Below are 16,834 nucleotides of genomic sequence, written 5' to 3'. Positions count from 1 at the left end.
GAGAGGTTGTTCTGCTAACTGCGATCAGAGCGGGTAAAGCCGCTCATTTTTATGGGCCAGTTAGCCAAAAATATGTTTCCTACCCCTTAAAATTTCGGCAACCACCCCGCCCCAACGATTTCTCAAACTTCAATCAAAGGAACGCTGACATCCATGAGTATCAAAGACAAGCCACAACCCCCTCGCTCTCGCCAGATTGGCAATATTCTATTACTGGTGTCTGGGTTGTTCTTGCTGGCCAACATATTTGTGCCGCAATTTTTTGGCCCCAAAATTCCACAGGTGCCCTACAGCTTATTTATCGATCAGGTAGAAGACGGAGAAGTTGCACGAGTTTCTGTGGGCCAAAACCAAATCCGCTACCAGCTTAAAGCGGAAGGTGACCAACCCCCAGCAGTGTTGGCGACAACGCCGGTACTGGATTTAGAATTACCCAAACGCCTTGAAGAAAAAGGCGTAGAATTTGCCGCCACACCGCCGCCCAAAAATGGCTGGTTCAGCAATATTTTAGGTTGGGTGGTTCCGCCACTGATTTTTGTTGCGATTTGGCAGTTTTTCATCGGTCGCAATGGTGGCCCGCAAGGCGCACTTTCAATTAATAAAAGCAAGGCGAAAGTTTACGTCGAAGGCGAAGCTGCAAAAATTACCTTTGCTGATGTCGCCGGCGTAGAAGAAGCCAAAACTGAATTAGTGGAAATCGTTGAATTCCTGAAAACTCCCCAACGCTTTACCCAAATTGGGGCACGAATTCCCAAGGGTGTGCTGTTGGTTGGCCCTCCTGGGACGGGTAAAACTTTGCTAGCGAAAGCGGTGGCAGGGGAAGCCGGCGTGCCTTTCTTCAGCATCTCTGGATCTGAATTTGTCGAACTGTTTGTCGGTGCCGGCGCGGCGCGTGTACGCGATTTATTTGAGCAGGCGAAAAAGAAAGCGCCCTGCATTGTGTTTATCGATGAACTTGATGCGATTGGTAAATCCCGCAGCAGTTCTGGTATGTACGGCGGCAACGATGAGCGAGAACAAACCTTAAACCAGTTGCTAACAGAAATGGATGGTTTTTCTGCCGGCGATGCAACAGTCATCGTTCTGGCTGCAACCAACCGTCCGGAAACCCTTGACCCTGCGTTGTTACGTCCAGGCCGGTTTGACCGGCAAGTGTTGGTAGATCGTCCAGATTTATCGGGTCGCTTGGAGATCTTAAATATCTATGCCCAAAAAGTGAAATTAGGGCCAGATATCGACCTCAAAGCAATCGCCACTCGCACCCCTGGGTTTGCCGGCGCAGATTTGGCAAATTTGGTCAATGAAGCCGCTTTGCTTGCTGCACGTAATCGCCGCGAAACCGTTGCCCAAGAAGACTTTGCTGAAGCCATTGAGCGCGTTGTTGCCGGTTTAGAGAAGAAAAGCCGCGTCCTCAACGAAAAAGAGAAAAAGATTGTTGCCTATCATGAAGTGGGTCACGCCTTAGTCGGTGCGTTAATGCCAGGTGGCAATAAAGTTGCAAAAATCTCTATTGTGCCGCGTGGGATGGCAGCTTTAGGCTACACATTGCAACTGCCAACTGAAGATCGCTTCTTAATGGATGAAGCAGAATTGCGCGGTCAAATTGCCACACTTTTGGGTGGACGTTCCGCAGAAGAAGTTGTCTTTGGCAGCATCACCACAGGTGCCTCTAATGACTTGCAACGCGCCACTGACTTAGCAGAACGGATGGTGACTGCTTACGGAATGAGCAAGGTTCTTGGCCCTCTGGCTTATGATAAGGGGCAGCAGACGAGCTTCCTAGGGGATGGTGCAATGAACCCCCGCCGCATGGTTAGCGATGAAACCGCAAAAGCCATTGATAGCGAGGTCAAGGAAATTGTAGAAAGTGCCCACGAGCACGCTTTGAATATCTTGAAGAACAACCGGGAGTTACTGGAGAGAATTGCCTCTCAAATTTTAGAGACAGAGGTGATTGAGGGCGAGATTCTGCAAGATTTGTTGAATCAAGTACGTTCTCCTGAATCTGCTGATGGCAAGGTGCCGATTAGCGTTTAAGTTATTCGATTTCTAAGATAGCAGGGCCGGCAATGCCGGCTCTGTTTTTTTTATTTGATAGAAGTTGGGATTTTGGGATTTTTCTCTGCAACTCATCATTCTCATTTTTAGAAGATTAAAAATCTTTCTCAAGGCACATTGGCTTGAGCTAAAGCTTGAATAACATATCAGAGGATACACAAACTTTTGAGCAAAGGAATGAGATAATGATTAACCCGAACCGAGGTTTTCAGTTATTTAGTCGCACCATTGTGACTGGAGTGCTAGCCGGCTTCTTCTGGCTATTCAGCTTGCCGGCTTTCTCAGCGTGGGCAATGCCGAATCTGAATTTTGACAGCAATATTTACTACGCAGATGGGGCGCACACCGCCTTGCAACCCAAGGAGGATTTGACTCAGGGAGACTCTGCGGTTTCTCAAGCAAGGGGTCAACGAATTGATGCGGTTGAAGATTGCAAACAATACCTGAATAAAAGTAATAAAAATAAGGTTGCCAAGCCAGATAAACCCCTGGATAAAATGGGAAATGACCGGCTTGCCGGCGCACTACAAGGAAACAGTGATCAAACAACGGTAGCAGAAGTCGAGTTTAAGCGCTGCATGGAAGAAAAAGGAGTTGCCCCTCAGCCGTAATATCATTCGGGTGCGTGAGTTACGCACCCAACGAACCTTTTTAAGCAAAACTTAGAGAAATCATCAATCTCCTAACCATCACCTTTTAGAAACCTTAATCGACTACCAAACTAAAAATATTTCTAAACCATCTGTGTTTATCTGTGTGCATCTGTGGTTTATAAAAAAATACAGGAAATGCGGTAAACTATAAAAATATTTGCCGCTAATTGTTGCCATGTCTGCTAATTTTGTAAACCCCATAGAATTACTTAACCGAGGACTAATTGTGTCCTGCCAAGCACCGGCAGACTCACCCTTACACGATCCTCAAGTCATTGCAGCAATGGCACAAGCAGCGATCAATCAAGGCGCTGCCGGCATCCGAATTGATACTCCCGCACACGTTAAAGCAGTACGAGAACGTTTAGGTGCCGGCATTCCAATCATCGGATTGTGGAAGCAACAAGTGCCGGGATATGACGTTTATATTACGCCCCTATTTGAACACGCGGCAGCCATTGCAGATGCCGGCGCAGATATTATTGCGATTGACGCAACTTTGAGAAATCGCCCAGAAGCCGTGGGTGAATTAATTTACCGGATTAACCAAGAATTAAACGTGCCGGTGATGGCAGATGTGGATGCAATTGAAGCAGCAATCGCCGCAGCAGATGCCGGCGCAGGAATTGTGGGAACGACACTTTATGGTTACACCGGCATCACTCAAAACCAAACACCCCCAGGATTTAACTTGCTTGCTGAAATCGTAGAAAAGGTGAGAGTGCCGGCAATTTGTGAAGGTGGAATTGCCTCGCCAGAAATGGCAAAACAAGCCCTTGATTTAGGTGCTTATGCCGTCGTTGTTGGCACCGCAATCACCGGCATTGATCTCCAGGTTAAAGCGTATAAATCAGCCTTATTTAACCTAAACTAACCTGATCTGCCGAAACCTGCCGGCACCCGCGCAATTATCTGCGCTATCATCTGCGTTTATCTGCGTTTATCTGCGGTTAAAAAATCAACTCGCTAAAGATTCAGGACTCGTAACCCGTCGCTTCAAAATCACCATATCTGGGCCAATAACCGGACTCCGGGCAACCACAATACTTTGAGAATCCGTAATTTTCAGCCGGCTAAAATCTAAATCCTTCGCCCGTTGTAGCATTTCCTTCGCCAACTTATCTTGACGCCCATTCTTCAGGTTATACCAATCATCACTAACTTTGACCACCAAAAGACTGCCCTGAAAATTCGCTTCTATCGACTGAATTAACCCCTCGGCATATTCAGTAGTAACTTCCGTAACTTGCTGCTGAATCGATGCAATTAAACGCTGTTCTGGTGTTAATTCCGGCGTGGGTTCGGGGACAGGTTCCACCGGCACCGGCGCTGAGGGTGCGCTCAATTCTGGGGGTGTGGGGACGCCTCCGGTGGGAAGTTTGGCAACTTCTGGGGGTTTTTCGGAGAATAGGGCAGATCCCGTCCAAATTACCAGCGCCAGAAGTCCGGCGATTGTGCCGGTTAAACCCCAGTTGGGCAACTTTTGACTCAGGGATGCCGGTAAAAAAGAGCGAATCGTATCCAGCACAACCACCCAGCCATTCCAGAGGCTGAGGAGTACGGGGCGAACTTTATCCAGCACAGAAGGCTGAGGCTGTGCTGGGGGGGGTGCCTCCAGTTTTGCCACCGCCTTTTCTAGCACCCCGATTGTGCCTCGCAGAGTGTTAATACTGAGCGTTTTGAGTAACGATGGCTTCTGGGGTTGCAACCCTTTTGCTGCCGGTGCGTCTGAAGCTTGGGGCGCAGGCGCTTGAGGTTGAGGTTGTGCTGACTCTGGGGGGTTTGGCTGATTTTCGGTCATGTGATCTCCCTTTTTTCAATCCCGTTGAGGGATTCAAGGAACCGCTTTCCCTGTGTTCACCCCTCATTTTATGGGCATTCTAGGATAAAAATCACCTGGGCGCACCGGACAACTGAAGTGGCAGAGTTTACCGGCATCCCCAGAAAACCCTTTTGTGCCGGTTTCTGTCACTAGGCGAATAGAATATATAGCGGTTCTCGATTAGATGAGATATAGACTCACAGCCAAAAGGCTTTGTAATACCAAGCTCTGGGTTACCTCATTCGAGTAAGAGCCGCTATCTAGTTATGCCGCAAGTTCTTAGTGGCGGCAGTGCTTGAAATTGAACAGTCAATGATTCAGCTTTAAACTAATGTTAGATATTTGAATGAAGTGGGAAACCTAAAGTGTAGTTTTAATTCTTAGAGCCAGTATGGAGATTATCTACTTTATCCCATTGCCTGAAATCACTCAATTTGTTGTTGGACAGGTTGGAAGTAGCTGTGCCGAACCTACATTGTGGAAAATTGGAATAATCGTTAGTCTAATTGCTGGTTCAGGAGTGGTTGTTGCGAGTGCGGGTGTTGGGTTTGTAGGCGCTGCTAGTATAATCATACCACTCATTATGACAGGAGCCAGCCTAGAGACTATAGCTGCTACATTAGGGGCCCATATTGCGCTTATAGGTGGTTCTTTAACAGCATTGAACGATTTGATAAACAAGATCCACGGGGTTCTAGGATGCTGACGAATCAATTAATGAGCACTTGAGAAACTGTCATTGGTTTATAGCGGTTCTTACTCGAATGAGGTAACCCAGAGCTTGGTATTACAAAGCCTTTTGGCTGTGAGTCTGTATCTCATCTAATCGGGAACCGCTATAGTGCTTTGTGTTTTAGTTCAGGACAGATCGCCAGTATCCGCCTGCCACACTCTAAGCTTTTACCTTATATTTCAAAAGATCGCGATAGCACACTACCTAAACATTTCAATCCCTGATAGGGATTCACCTAGATTTCAAGGTTACCCCAATGGGTATCAGCGCCACCATCAAAATTTTCAAGTTTCAATCCCTGATAGGGATTCAAGTGGCTTTCAGGCGCTATCACCGGCTCACTTTCCCGGCACGGCAAGCCCACAGAAAGTAAAATCGAATATCTTAGCCGTTTGTCTTATTGTCAAATCTAGCCCACCATGAGCATTACACGCCGTCAGTTTCTAATTTTCAGCAGCCTCACCGGCTTTGGGTTAGCTGCGCTAGGCAAAACCCTTCAGGGACACACTGCCCAAAGTGCGGCTGGCTATGCCATTACTGCCACTGCAGAAGAAGCGGCGACAATCGCCTCTTTACGCCTCAGCCGGCCAATTTTTCGCTTTGTTTCCCTGGCAGACACCGGCACCGGCACTCGCGGACAATATGTTGTTGCTAAGGCGATGACTCGCTACCATCAGCAACACCCCTTTGATTTAGCAATTCTTGCCGGCGACAATATTTACGACACTGGTGAAATTCAAAAAATTGAGGCTGTTTTTGAAAAACCTTATCAGCCCTTGCTTGATGCAGGAGTGAAATTTCAAGCCTGTCTCGGCAATCACGATATTGCCACCGATAATGGCACCCCTCAAGTGAAATATGCCGGTTTCAATATGTCTGGGCGCTACTATACATTTCGCCGCGATTCCATCCAATTTTTTGCGTTAGATACCAATTACAACGCAGATTGGAAAACGCAACTTCCCTGGTTAGAAAAAGAACTTAGCGCCAGCGATGCCCCTTGGAAAATTGTATTTGGTCATCATCCCGTTTATTCTGCCGGCTTACATGGCAGCAGTAAGAAATTAAAGCAAATCTTACGGCCTCTTTTTGAGAAATATAACGTCCGTCTTTACATCAACGGCCATGATCACAATTATGAACGCACCCAAGTTGTTAAAGGCACAACTTATTTAACGTGTGGTGCCGGCGCAGGAACCAGGCCGGTTGGTCATTCTGAAGTAACGGCTCATTCTGTCAGTAAGCTAAGTTTTGCCGCCATTGATATCTATCCCACACACATATTGCTCAGTGGAATAGATAAAAATAATCAAATTTTCGATCAAGGAATTATTTTATTAAACAGCTAAGGGGAATTCAGCACCGGCATCCATTCCGACTAATACCCCATTTCGGGCAGCAAGGGTCGTCACAACTTCGATTAACTCATCTAGATTGACCGGCTTAGGTAGGTGGGCGTGATAACCGGCTGAGAGTGCCTGTTCGCTATCTTCCTCCCTGACATAGCCACTCACCGCAATGGCTGGAATGTTTCCGCCTCGCTCAGCATCAAGACTCCTGATTTTGGATATCAGAGCGTAGCCGTCTTCTTCTGGCAACTTAATATCGCTGATTAAGACATCTGCCTTAAAATATTTCAGTGCTTGTAGTGCTTCACTGGCTGAATTTGCTGCGATCAGTTCTGCTCCCTCGGCTTCAAACAGAAGGGTGAGCAAACATATCGTATCAGGGTCGTCATCAACAACGAGCAACCGCAGACCGTCCAGCGATAGAGATTTATTAAGCATGGATGGAACTCCCATATACGCAAGAGCTTCTCCTAGCAAAGGAATAAACGACCATTGCTACTACAAGATCCGTTAACGCCTATTTCTAGATCCTTTAAGAATAAAATCCCATGCCCGAAGTTGTCAGTGCGCTTTCGGACATAAACGGGAATTTAACCGGAATTTCTTAAGAATTTAACCATGATCAGCATTCAATAGCCGCCCAAACTCCCTGGTGATCACTCGATAACACTCGCAGGCCGTGGCTTCCAAGTTTTCTTGGTTAAGGATGGTAATCTTACCGCGTTTGTAAGAGATAATTCCCGCCTCTTGAAGAGTGCCGGCTGCCACCGTTACACCGGATCGACGTGTGCCTAACATTTGCGAGATATATTCTTGCGTGAGCGGCAACTCGTCCGATTGTAGCCGATTCTGGACTAACAGCAGCCACCGCGCAAGTCGTTCCTCTAGGGTATGAAGCCGGTTACAAGCAGCCGACTGCGACGCCAAACTCAACAGCGCTTGCGCGTATCGCAGCAGCAAAGTTTGCAGCACACCTGCCCGTTCAAATTCACTTTTCAGCACGCTTGCCTTAAGCCGCATCGCAGAGCCGGGAACTTGCACAAGAGCTTGGTTCGTCGTTTTTATGCCTCCCAAAATTACGGGAATACCAACCATTCCTTCCGCTCCAACGATTCCAACTTCGACAGTTGAGCCGTCTTCCATTGTGTAGAGCAAAGAAACCACTCCTTGAACGGGAAAATAGACAAAATCAATGGGCTCGAAAGGTTCGTACAGCACTTGGTGGTTGTTGAGAGCAACTTTTTCCAAGTGAGGAACTAGGCGTTCGTACTCTTGGGCCGGCAGCGCCGCAAGCAGTTGATTTTCCGATCTTCCGGAATCTTTAGATACAGGCATAGCTCTCTTGACCAAGTCCTTATAAAAAAAGTGAGGACATTAGCAACGCAATGCAGAAAACGCTGCCAATGTCAAAAACGATTTGGCAGGAAAAAAAAGACTAAATTTCCTTTTATTCAATCCAATCGTAACAGATTAAGTTTGCATTCCGTCTAACTATTTTATCTAGTTTGTATGTACGATAGCGTACAGATGGAGATAAGCAAACTTAACTGCAAAACTTATTAATTTAGAATTTGCCATTAAAGATTTAAGCCGGCCTAATTGTTGCTGACTGTAGAAAAAATAAACTTTTTAGCGAGTTGTTCGCTAAACGCTCATCGTTGCGTTCGCTTTCCTCGGATTTTCGCCAGTTAGACACTTATTTTAATAAGAAGTCACAAGAACTTCAGCAATCTTTCCGCGCTTACTTCCCTTTGAATTAATCGCCCTTGCAGCTGATATCGTGTGAATATGGAAATCTTTATACAGTTCTCGAATAAACAAACAATCTGAATTAGACAGCATCACCTTTACGCCCAAGCTTGCCAATTTCGTAAAAATATCTTTCAATTTAATTTGGTCAGCTTCAGTAAAAGCATGACGACTGTATGCCGTAAAATTACTGGTTGGGCTTAAAGGATAATAAGGCGGATCAAAATAAACAAAATCTTTGCTTGTTTTAGCAAAATTAAGAACAGCATCAAAAGGTCTGACTTCGATTTGAGCAGTTTTCAGCGCGGCTGAAACCGAGCGCAGCAGATCGGCATTACAAATTGTGGGATTTTTATAGTTTCCCATCGGAACATTAAACGCGCCCTTAGAATTTTCTCGGTAAAGTCCGTTAAAACAAGTTTTATTGAGATAAATTAAACGAGCCGCCCTTTCAACGTCAGAATTGCCAGCACGAGAACGCACTTCATAATAATATTCTTTGTTGTGTCTGGATTGATGATTTTCCAAAAGTGAAATAACTAACTCTACCTGATCTCGCACACAACGATAAGCATTAATTAATTCAGGATTAATATCTGTTAAAATAGAGGAAGCCGGCAACAGGTGAAAAAAAACAGCTCCACCACCCAAAAAAGGTTCATAATAAGTTTTAAATTCTGTGGGAAAATAAGGAATATACTGCTGAATCAGCTTACCTTTGCCCCCAGCCCATTTTAAAAAAGGACGGGGAGAAATTGTCTTGAAATCGTGCGTTAACATGAGCGATAAAAATAGAGAGAGCCAGCAGCTAAGACATTTAAAGTTAACATAAAGAACCTGACCTAGCCGCGTCCAGAACAATTCACCGGCTGCCAAGTCCAAGGCTACTCACCCAAAAACCCGCACTCCCTTCTCCCCCTCTTTCACTCCTCGACTCCCTCACTCTCCCACTCAGGACTCAGCACTCAGGACTAAGCACTCCCATGAACTTGTCGAACTCGCCAACAAATGTTACCAGTTAAAGAGCAGTGACTCTTAGCAGCTCGTGTTAGCCGCTCTTAATATGGTCGTATTTGATGATTTTTGGACGAACGTCTCTCGCTACCCCCGATACTTTATCACCATCATCCTGGGGATATTTTTCTTCTTGTTTGAATGGTTGAAACCGCTGCTAAAGCGACCTGTCACGGCGATTGCCATTGTGGCATTATTGGTGTCGGGTGCAATTTTTGTCAGTTTGACCCTGCGAGCCATGCTGGGGCTGAGTCCAGTCTAGACTAGAGGTTAGCACTCAGAGGTTTTTGCCTTTTGTCATTCCTCCTGTGTCTTTTGCCGGCAGGCAAATAACCCATAACCGAACACAACTGACATCAGGTAACTGACAAAAAGCAAAAGCGCATACTGCATTAAAAAGGTTGAAATTATGGCTACCGATCGTCGAGTTTCCCGCGTGGCTTCCCAAATCAAACGCGAAGTTAGCCTGATGTTGCTAAACGATATTAAAGATGACCGCGTGGGTGCCGGCATGGTTACCGTTACAGATGTTGACGTTTCCGGCGACCTGCAACACGCTAAAATCTTCGTCAGCATCTACGGCACCACAGAGGCCAGAGCCGAAACAATGGCCGGCTTGAAGTCTGCAACCGGCTTTGTCCGTAGCGAACTGGGCCATAGAGTGCGCCTACGCCGCACGCCAGAAGTTGTGTTTTTAGAAGATCGCTCTTTAGAACGCGGCGATCGTATCCTATCGCTGATTAATCAGATCAGCAGCGATCGCAAACCCGACGATCTTTTAGAAATCAACGGCGATGAAGGCAACGATCTTTCAGAAACCGACGGCGATGAAGGCAACGATCTTTCAGAAACCGACGGCGACGAAGACTTCTATATTATTTCGGCAGAAGAGGATTAACAGATTTGGTGAATTTTAATTCCAAAGCAGCGCTGCCTGACGTGGAAACCCTCTCCTTAGAGGAACAGGTGGCTCAAATGTTCGTAATTCGGGCGTCAGGCTACCTGTTTGATCACCAAATTCGTTATCCGGAATGGGAACCAACGGCAGCACACCTCAAACACTTAATCGCTAACCTCGGTGTCGGAGGTGTGCTGTTGCCGGTGGGAAACAGCGGCGATCTGATTTTACGAACTCAACAGCTGCAATCTTGGTCTAAAATTCCCCTGCTGCTCGCCTCTGATATCGAAGAAGGCACGGGCCAACGATTTGACGGGGCCACTTGGTTTCCGCCACCGATGGCCCTCGGTGCCATTGCCGGCAAAGACGCGGTTAAAGCGGAAGGCTACGCGGAAGCAATGGGAGCCTTCACCGCCCAAGAAGCGGTCGCTCTCGGCTTTAACTGGGTGCTTGCGCCGGTGGTGGATGTGAACAATAATCCCGACAACCCGGTGATTAATGTCCGCTCATTTGGTGAAACACCGGCAACGGTGAGCCGGCTGGCAAGTGCCTTTATTCGCGGTGCTCAGCAGTGGCCGGTTTTAACCACCGCCAAGCATTTTCCCGGACATGGCGACACAGCGGTTGATTCTCATCTAGAACTGCCGGTGTTGCCCCATAGCAGCGATAGACTGGCAGAAATTGAGTTGCCGCCTTTTGCCGCTGCCATAGCTGCCGGCGTCGATGCAGTCATGAGCGCTCATTTGGTAATTAAATGCTGGGACGCTGAGAAACCGGCAACCCTGTCCCATCAAATATTGACCGGCCAGTTGCGAGAAAAATTAGGATTTAATGGCTTAATTGTCACGGACGCCTTGGTGATGGGTGCCATCGCCAATGAATATGGCCCTAACGAAGCCCCAATTTTAGCTTTAGAAGCCGGTGCCGATATTCTGCTGATGCCGCTTGATCCCGCGAATGCGATCAAAGCCGTGTGTGATGCCGTTGCAGCCGGTCGCATTTCCCCAGAACGAATTCGCGCCTCCGTCGAGCGAATTTGGCAAGCCAAGCGGAAAATTTACGAACAATCCGCACAAAATCATCCCACCACTCAGGAGTCAGCACTCAGTCTCCTCGCCACACCGGCAGCCATTAGCGCTTCAGCAAATATCTTGCAGGATTCAATGCAAGCCGGTGGATCTTTGCCTTTGCCGGTGGACAAAAAGGACAAATTACGCAACTTGATCATCCTTGATGACATCCTTCTCAGCGATGTTTTGGGCCACCACGCGCCGGCCATCGACTTCCCCAAACAGCTGGGCTATCAACTGAGAATCTGTGACCGCAACAGCGATTTTCTGCTCAAGGATTTAGAGACAGGCGACTCTCACCCCACATTGCTGCAAATCTTCATTCGCGGCAATCCCTTCCGCAGTAGCGCCCAGGTTACTGAGGCAGCACTCGCTTGGTTTAAAAAATTATTACAATCCGGGCAACTACAGGCATTAGTAGTTTACGGTAGTCCTTATGCATTAAAACAGCTCTCAGCGGATCTACCAAAAGAAATAACTTACGTGTTTTCTTACGGACAAACGATCCCCGCCCAAGCACTTGCTCTAGAAACTTTGTTTGGTCATTCCTTTTCTCTCTCCCAAACTTTCTGATCTGGCGGAGCCGGTATCCAAATCTTTGTAACTTACATAATTCTTAGTGGCAGGAGGAACACTCAGCCCGATCAACCCAAAAAATTTTTTAACGCTTCAGTCAGCGACAGAATGACGGCATAGTAAGGGATATAATCGCAGACTCCGCTTACTAAGCCCCTTTTTTGGCAAATTCTTAATAATTATTTAACCTAATTCAGGGGTACTTAGCCTGAAAATAGGAAGGATTCAGTATATGTAGATACAAATTTAGGATTACTATATCAAGAAGGGAGTGTTTACCTCCTGTTACTAGATATTTCATCACACGTTAGTGGTTTTCACTGTCTATCCCTGCTAGTTTGTAAATCAAGATTGAAAGGATAAATATGAATTTGTCTACCGTTCAATATTCCATCGATGTCATAAAAGACGAAGCTCGCGAACTCGTAAGTAAAGGTATCGTCAGCCGGCAGCAACCCATTTACAGCCTGTGCCAGTATATACCGGCGCGTGAGTGGGCCTGCGTAGAAAACGAGTTAGAAAGATGCAACTTCTTACTAAGAGACCGGATTGGCGACCTCATGGGTCGTGAAGTCTGGGACAACGATTAAAAATTAAATCGGCGCTGCGGTGCCTCAAGGACTTGTTTGCCGGTTGACAAACCGCCCATAACATAGGCATTGTGAGTGCTCGATTAGATATCTAACGAGCACTTTATGTTTTCAAGGGGATTTAAGGTTACACTCTGGCAACCCACACACTTCACCCGTTAGAGTCCGAGGACTTGAGATTTTCCAGCTCAGCTCGAAGCGCCGCAAGTTGTGCCGTCAGCGCCTCAACATCTGCCTGAACATCAGGTTCGGTAACTGACTCGGCGCTTGTCGTAACGGTGGCATCTCCTGCCGCCGTTGTTTCGCTGTTTGCCTGTTGAGTCCAGAGAGCATCCACGAAATTTCGGGCCTCCAGCTCAGTCACCGCGCCTTTGTCCGCCCACTCCTCAGTTAGTTTACCGAAATCTGATTGCATCTTAGAAAGATTTTCATCGCGTTTTTGGGAGTCTTGCAGACTTTCAACTAAGGCACCTGTAGCGCCCAAGGTGACGCGAAATCCTTTTTGCAGTAACTCAGTTAAATTATCTGGGTTCATTCGTTAAAAATCGCTTCAAAACGATTGGAACACAATACAGCTAATGATGTCGCTTCGGCTACCCACTGGCATTATCTGCGAGTGTGGGGCGGTTTCCAAAGGTGCCGGCATATCCCCATCCCCCGATCCTTGACGCGTCCCCAAAATTTAACCCACTTGCTCCAGAAACTGGTTAACATCCTCAAGGGTGCGAGTCAGTTCAGCTTCAGTCGTCAAGCGAATGCGCTCATCGCGCAGCGTAATTAAAACTTTCGCCGCAAACGGACTGGGCCAAATATTCGGGTTGCAGAAAATTTCTAAAAACACCTCGCCGGCGTGCTGATATTCCATCGGTTTCTGAGGGCTAGGTTTGCCGCCACCCCCCACGGCTGTCTTAGTGGCTACAGCCTTGAGTTTAAGCATTAATTCTGCCAGTGCCCCTTGCAACTCTCGCGCCGCTTGGGGGCTAAAGCTAAAGGAGACAGAACCTTCAACGAGATTCAATTTTAGTTGGGAAACAGACATGGGCTATCAAATTTAAGATCCTGCTCTTAATGCTAAAAGATAGCGTCGCATTAGGGAAAGCATTTTTGAAATCTCAGATGAGCGGTTGAGCATAATTGATCAATTGTGTCAGGAAAATGTCTTCCCATTGGCAACTTACAAACATTAAAAGCCTTACCCCATAACAGATTGGAAACTTTTTAGCTATTAAGCTCTACACTAAATGACATAGAACTTAATGGTGAATCAGACAACTTTATGTTAGAAGATAACCGCGCCGAAATTCGCAAAGTTTTAATCATTACCCTGCTGCTAAATTTGGTGGTGATGACGATCAAAGCAGGGGTGGGATTCCTCACCGGCTCTCTTAGCTTACTAGCCGATGCTTTGCATAGCGTCACCGACAGCGCCAACAATATATTAGGACTGGTGACCAACCAATTAGCCTCTCCCACACCAGATCGGGATCACCCTTACGGACATCAGAAATTTGACGGGGTGGGAGCACTGGGAATTGCCGCGTTTTTAGGCATTGCCTGCTTTGAAATTCTCCAAGGGGCAGTTGATCGGCTACTCAACGGTGGCAAGCCGGTGAACATTTCTCCCTCAGAACTGTGGTTGCTGTTACTTGTGCTGGGCATCAATATTTTTGTCACCTATTATGAGCGCAATGTCGGGCAGCGCATTGGCAGCAGTATTTTGATTGCAGACGCCAAACACACCATGAGCGATGTTTGGGTGACAATTCTTGTTATTGCCGGTTTAATCGGTGTCTGGCAGGGGGTAATGTGGCTCGATATTCTGCTGGCGTTTCCCGTCGCGCTGTTAGTATTTCGCAGTGGCTGGGAAGTCATTAAAGATAATCTCCCCTGGCTGGTTGATGAAATGGCAATTGCCCCTGAAGCCATTCATGCCATTGTCATGCAAGTACCAGGAGTGATTAATTGTCATGAAATTGCTTCTCGTGGCATAGTAGGCCGGCAGGTGTTTATTGAAATGCACATGATTGTCAATGCCGAGGATGTGGAAACCGCTCACCAAATCACAGAAGAAGTCGAAACTCGCCTGCAAGAACGTTACAACCCGGTGCGAGTTATGATTCATATCGAGCCGCCGGCTTACCAGTCTGAAAATATCACCTATAAATCTGAATCTGAGCCAAATTAGTTGCCGGCAGTTGAGGAAAATTTCCCTAAGTTTTCCACAGAAAGGGGGAGTTTTCCACAGATTTTTGGGGAGTTTTCCACAAAAGTTAATAGGAAGGTTAAGAGCAAACTTCCTAATCATTAATCCGACTTTAACCGGCTCAGCAGTGCCGGCAGCCATTTCTCTCAAGCAAGACTTACGTGTTTAAATCCCGACGTAGATCGAAAGGGAGACGGGGAGATTAGAAGCGGGAGAGAAACATCTCTGACTGCTTTAATTCCTCTCGTCATCCCAATTTTAGAAAGGAAGGCGACCCAAGGGGAGGTTGGGTTGAGCAAAGCTAACCCTGTACCCATCGGACATCCTAGAGCAATCAATTTTTAAAATAAAAGCCGGTTGCTATTGGCAATCTACTCCCATTCAATGGTTCCAGGCGGCTTAGAAGTAATATCGTAAACCACGCGGTTCACGCCTTTAACCTCATTAACAATTCGGTTAGAAAGCGTTTCCAGTAGATCGTAAGGCACACGGGACCAGTCAGCCGTCATGCCATCTTCACTAGAAATTAATCGCAAAACAATCGGGTAAGCATAGGTGCGCTGATCACCCATAACACCGACACTGCGAATCGGTAACAGCACCGCAAAAGCCTGCCAGAATTCGTGATACAATCCCCGCTGATTAATTTCTTGGCGGACAACGTAATCGGCATCTCGCAAAATATTTAACCGTTCTGCCGTCACTTCACCCAAAATGCGAATAGCCAAACCTGGGCCGGGGAAAGGATGCCGGCGTACAATTTCTTCGGGTAAGCCAATAGATCGCCCAACTTTACGCACTTCATCCTTAAATAGTTTCCGCAGCGGTTCAACTAATTTAAAGCGCAAATCTTTTGGCAAACCGCCGACATTGTGATGACTCTTAATTTTCACCGCCACCCGTTCGCCGGTTTTGGGATCAACGTTCGTATCAGCCGACTCAATCACATCTGGATAAAGAGTGCCTTGTGCCAGATAATCAAAAGGGCCGAGGCGTTTAGACTCTTCTTCAAATACCTGAATAAATTCGTGCCCAATTATCTTGCGTTTTTTCTCCGGATCGGTGACACCGGCAATTTGTGAAAGGAAACGCTCGCGGGCATTCACATACTCTACATCAATGTGAAATTGCTCTTTGAACAGCTTCACCAACCGTTCTGGCTCATACTTACGCATAAAGCCTTGATCGATGAACATACAAGTGAGCTGATCTCCAATTGCCCGGTGCAGCAAGAAAGCCAGGGTGGATGAATCAACGCCTCCCGATAGCGCCAGCAGCACTCGTTTATCGCCGACTTTTGCCTGAATTTCTCGAATGGCTTCTTCAACAAACGCTTCTGTTGTCCAAGTCGGTTCGCACTCGCAGATGTGGTAAACAAAGTTGCGAATTAAAGCCAAACCGCCTATGGAATGTACCACCTCTGGATGGAACTGCACGCCGTAAAACTTTTTATCGTGGTGAGCAACAGCGGCACAGGATGTATTGCCGGTGTGAGCGAGCACTTTAAACCCATCTGGCAGTTTTGTCACAGAATCTCCATGACTCATCCACATGGTGGTGCCATCGTCCACATTGGTTAGTAAATCTGTGGGATCGTCTATTAATAAGGAGGCTTTTCCATATTCAGCTCGTTTGGCACGTTCGACTTCGCCGCCTAACTGCTGCACCATTAATTGCATTCCGTAGCAGACACCGAGAACCGGCACGCCCAAGTTCCAAATTTCTGGGTCACAATGGGGAGCACCGGCATCATAAACGGAACTCGGTCCCCCAGAAAGAATAATTCCTTTAGGATTCAACCGGCGCAACTGTTCAGCGGTGGTGCGGTAAGATAAAACTTCCGAATAAACTTGCGTCTCACGAATGCGGCGAGCGATTAATTCCGAATATTGAGAACCAAAGTCCAGAATTACGAGCATTTGGCGATTTACAAACGCTTCTTCTTCCGTCTCTCCTGAAGAGAGCGCCTCTGAGGGGTGTTGGGTTTGTGTTGGCAGGGTCATGCTGATTTTAGACTTTAGATGCGTGGATTTTGGATTGACTCAACAATCAGCAATCAACCCTTCGCAAGCCGGCATTTAGCCATGAATACTTAAGGCTGATGGCATCTTGTGAATTG

Annotated in this window: 16 protein-coding genes; 9 read left to right on the top strand and 7 right to left on the bottom strand. The window is 46.9% G+C overall.

Translation table 11 applies throughout. The features are described from left to right. Positions 1 to 153 precede the first annotated feature (153 nt). The 3 genes from ftsH4 to H6F73_RS21150 all read left to right on the top strand — a co-directional run bounded on the left by ftsH4 (position 154) and on the right by H6F73_RS21150 (position 3,585). Positions 154 to 2,037, top strand: coding sequence for an ATP-dependent zinc metalloprotease FtsH4 (ftsH4, locus tag H6F73_RS21160; protein WP_190760747.1), 1,884 nt, complete (start codon positions 154 to 156; stop codon positions 2,035 to 2,037). A 206-nt stretch (positions 2,038 to 2,243) separates the two neighbouring features. Further along, positions 2,244 to 2,669, top strand: a complete 426-nt coding sequence (locus H6F73_RS21155; RefSeq protein ID WP_190760746.1) for a hypothetical protein — start codon at positions 2,244 to 2,246, stop codon at positions 2,667 to 2,669. A 217-nt stretch (positions 2,670 to 2,886) separates the two neighbouring features. Continuing rightward, positions 2,887 to 3,585: an N-acetylmannosamine-6-phosphate 2-epimerase gene (locus H6F73_RS21150; RefSeq protein ID WP_190760745.1), complete on the top strand. Its 699-nt coding sequence runs from the start codon at positions 2,887 to 2,889 to the stop codon at positions 3,583 to 3,585. Positions 3,586 to 3,669: 84 nt separating this feature from the next. Here H6F73_RS21150 and H6F73_RS21145 read toward each other — a convergent pair whose 3' ends face one another. After that, positions 3,670 to 4,512, bottom strand: a complete 843-nt coding sequence (locus H6F73_RS21145) for a hypothetical protein (protein ID WP_190760744.1) — start codon at positions 4,510 to 4,512, stop codon at positions 3,670 to 3,672. 1,173 nt (positions 4,513 to 5,685) lie between these two features. Between H6F73_RS21145 and H6F73_RS21140 the strand changes: the two genes are divergently transcribed. Beyond that, complete coding sequence (locus H6F73_RS21140) at positions 5,686 to 6,615, top strand: metallophosphoesterase (RefSeq protein ID WP_190760743.1); 930 nt, start codon at positions 5,686 to 5,688, stop codon at positions 6,613 to 6,615. Here the strand turns inward: H6F73_RS21140 and H6F73_RS21135 are convergent. From H6F73_RS21135 to H6F73_RS21125, 3 genes are all read right to left on the bottom strand, one after another. Then, positions 6,604 to 7,053, bottom strand: a complete 450-nt coding sequence (locus H6F73_RS21135; RefSeq protein WP_190760742.1) for a response regulator — start codon at positions 7,051 to 7,053, stop codon at positions 6,604 to 6,606. The two genes, H6F73_RS21140 and H6F73_RS21135, sit on opposite strands and share 12 nt — an antisense overlap. A 174-nt stretch (positions 7,054 to 7,227) precedes the next feature. After that, complete coding sequence (locus H6F73_RS21130) at positions 7,228 to 7,950, bottom strand: Crp/Fnr family transcriptional regulator (RefSeq protein WP_190760741.1); 723 nt, start codon at positions 7,948 to 7,950, stop codon at positions 7,228 to 7,230. A 366-nt stretch (positions 7,951 to 8,316) separates the two neighbouring features. After that, positions 8,317 to 9,144, bottom strand: coding sequence for a DNA adenine methylase (locus H6F73_RS21125; protein ID WP_190760740.1), 828 nt, complete (start codon positions 9,142 to 9,144; stop codon positions 8,317 to 8,319). 283 nt (positions 9,145 to 9,427) lie between these two features. Here H6F73_RS21125 and H6F73_RS21120 point away from each other — a divergent pair, with 283 nt between their 5' ends. The 4 genes from H6F73_RS21120 (at position 9,428) to H6F73_RS21105 (ending at position 12,512) form a co-directional block, all read left to right on the top strand. Continuing rightward, on the top strand, positions 9,428 to 9,640 hold the full coding sequence (locus tag H6F73_RS21120; protein ID WP_190760739.1) for a DUF751 family protein: 213 nt from the start codon (positions 9,428 to 9,430) through the stop codon (positions 9,638 to 9,640). A 147-nt stretch (positions 9,641 to 9,787) separates the two neighbouring features. Then, complete coding sequence (gene rbfA / locus H6F73_RS21115) at positions 9,788 to 10,276, top strand: 30S ribosome-binding factor RbfA (protein ID WP_190760738.1); 489 nt, start codon at positions 9,788 to 9,790, stop codon at positions 10,274 to 10,276. Positions 10,277 to 10,284: 8 nt separating this feature from the next. Beyond that, entirely contained in the window at positions 10,285 to 11,919 is a 1,635-nt protein-coding gene (locus H6F73_RS21110) for a glycoside hydrolase family 3 N-terminal domain-containing protein (RefSeq protein WP_347239589.1), read from the top strand. A gap of 368 nt (positions 11,920 to 12,287) precedes the next feature. Beyond that, positions 12,288 to 12,512, top strand: coding sequence for a DUF4327 family protein (locus tag H6F73_RS21105; protein WP_190760737.1), 225 nt, complete (start codon positions 12,288 to 12,290; stop codon positions 12,510 to 12,512). Between the two features lie 151 nt (positions 12,513 to 12,663). Here the strand turns inward: H6F73_RS21105 and H6F73_RS21100 are convergent, their stop codons facing one another. After that, on the bottom strand, positions 12,664 to 13,047 hold the full coding sequence (locus tag H6F73_RS21100) for a hypothetical protein (protein WP_190760736.1): 384 nt from the start codon (positions 13,045 to 13,047) through the stop codon (positions 12,664 to 12,666). Between the two features lie 147 nt (positions 13,048 to 13,194). Next, entirely contained in the window at positions 13,195 to 13,551 is a 357-nt protein-coding gene (locus tag H6F73_RS21095) for a hypothetical protein (RefSeq protein WP_190760735.1), read from the bottom strand. 237 nt (positions 13,552 to 13,788) lie between these two features. Here H6F73_RS21095 and H6F73_RS21090 point away from each other — a divergent pair, with 237 nt between their 5' ends. Continuing rightward, a complete protein-coding gene (locus H6F73_RS21090; RefSeq protein WP_190760734.1) occupies positions 13,789 to 14,697 on the top strand; it encodes a cation diffusion facilitator family transporter in 909 nt (302 codons plus the stop codon). Positions 14,698 to 15,086: 389 nt separating this feature from the next. Here H6F73_RS21090 and guaA read toward each other — a convergent pair whose 3' ends face one another. Further along, a complete protein-coding gene (gene guaA, locus H6F73_RS21085; RefSeq protein WP_190760733.1) occupies positions 15,087 to 16,718 on the bottom strand; it encodes a glutamine-hydrolyzing GMP synthase in 1,632 nt (543 codons plus the stop codon). Positions 16,719 to 16,834: the final 116 nt, after the last annotated feature.

This window comes from Microcoleus sp. FACHB-68, assembly GCF_014695715.1.
Taxonomy (GTDB): Bacteria; Cyanobacteriota; Cyanobacteriia; order Cyanobacteriales; family Oscillatoriaceae; genus FACHB-68.
Note: the sequence above shows the minus strand (reverse complement) of the source record. Positions and strands in the feature narration are given on the sequence as shown.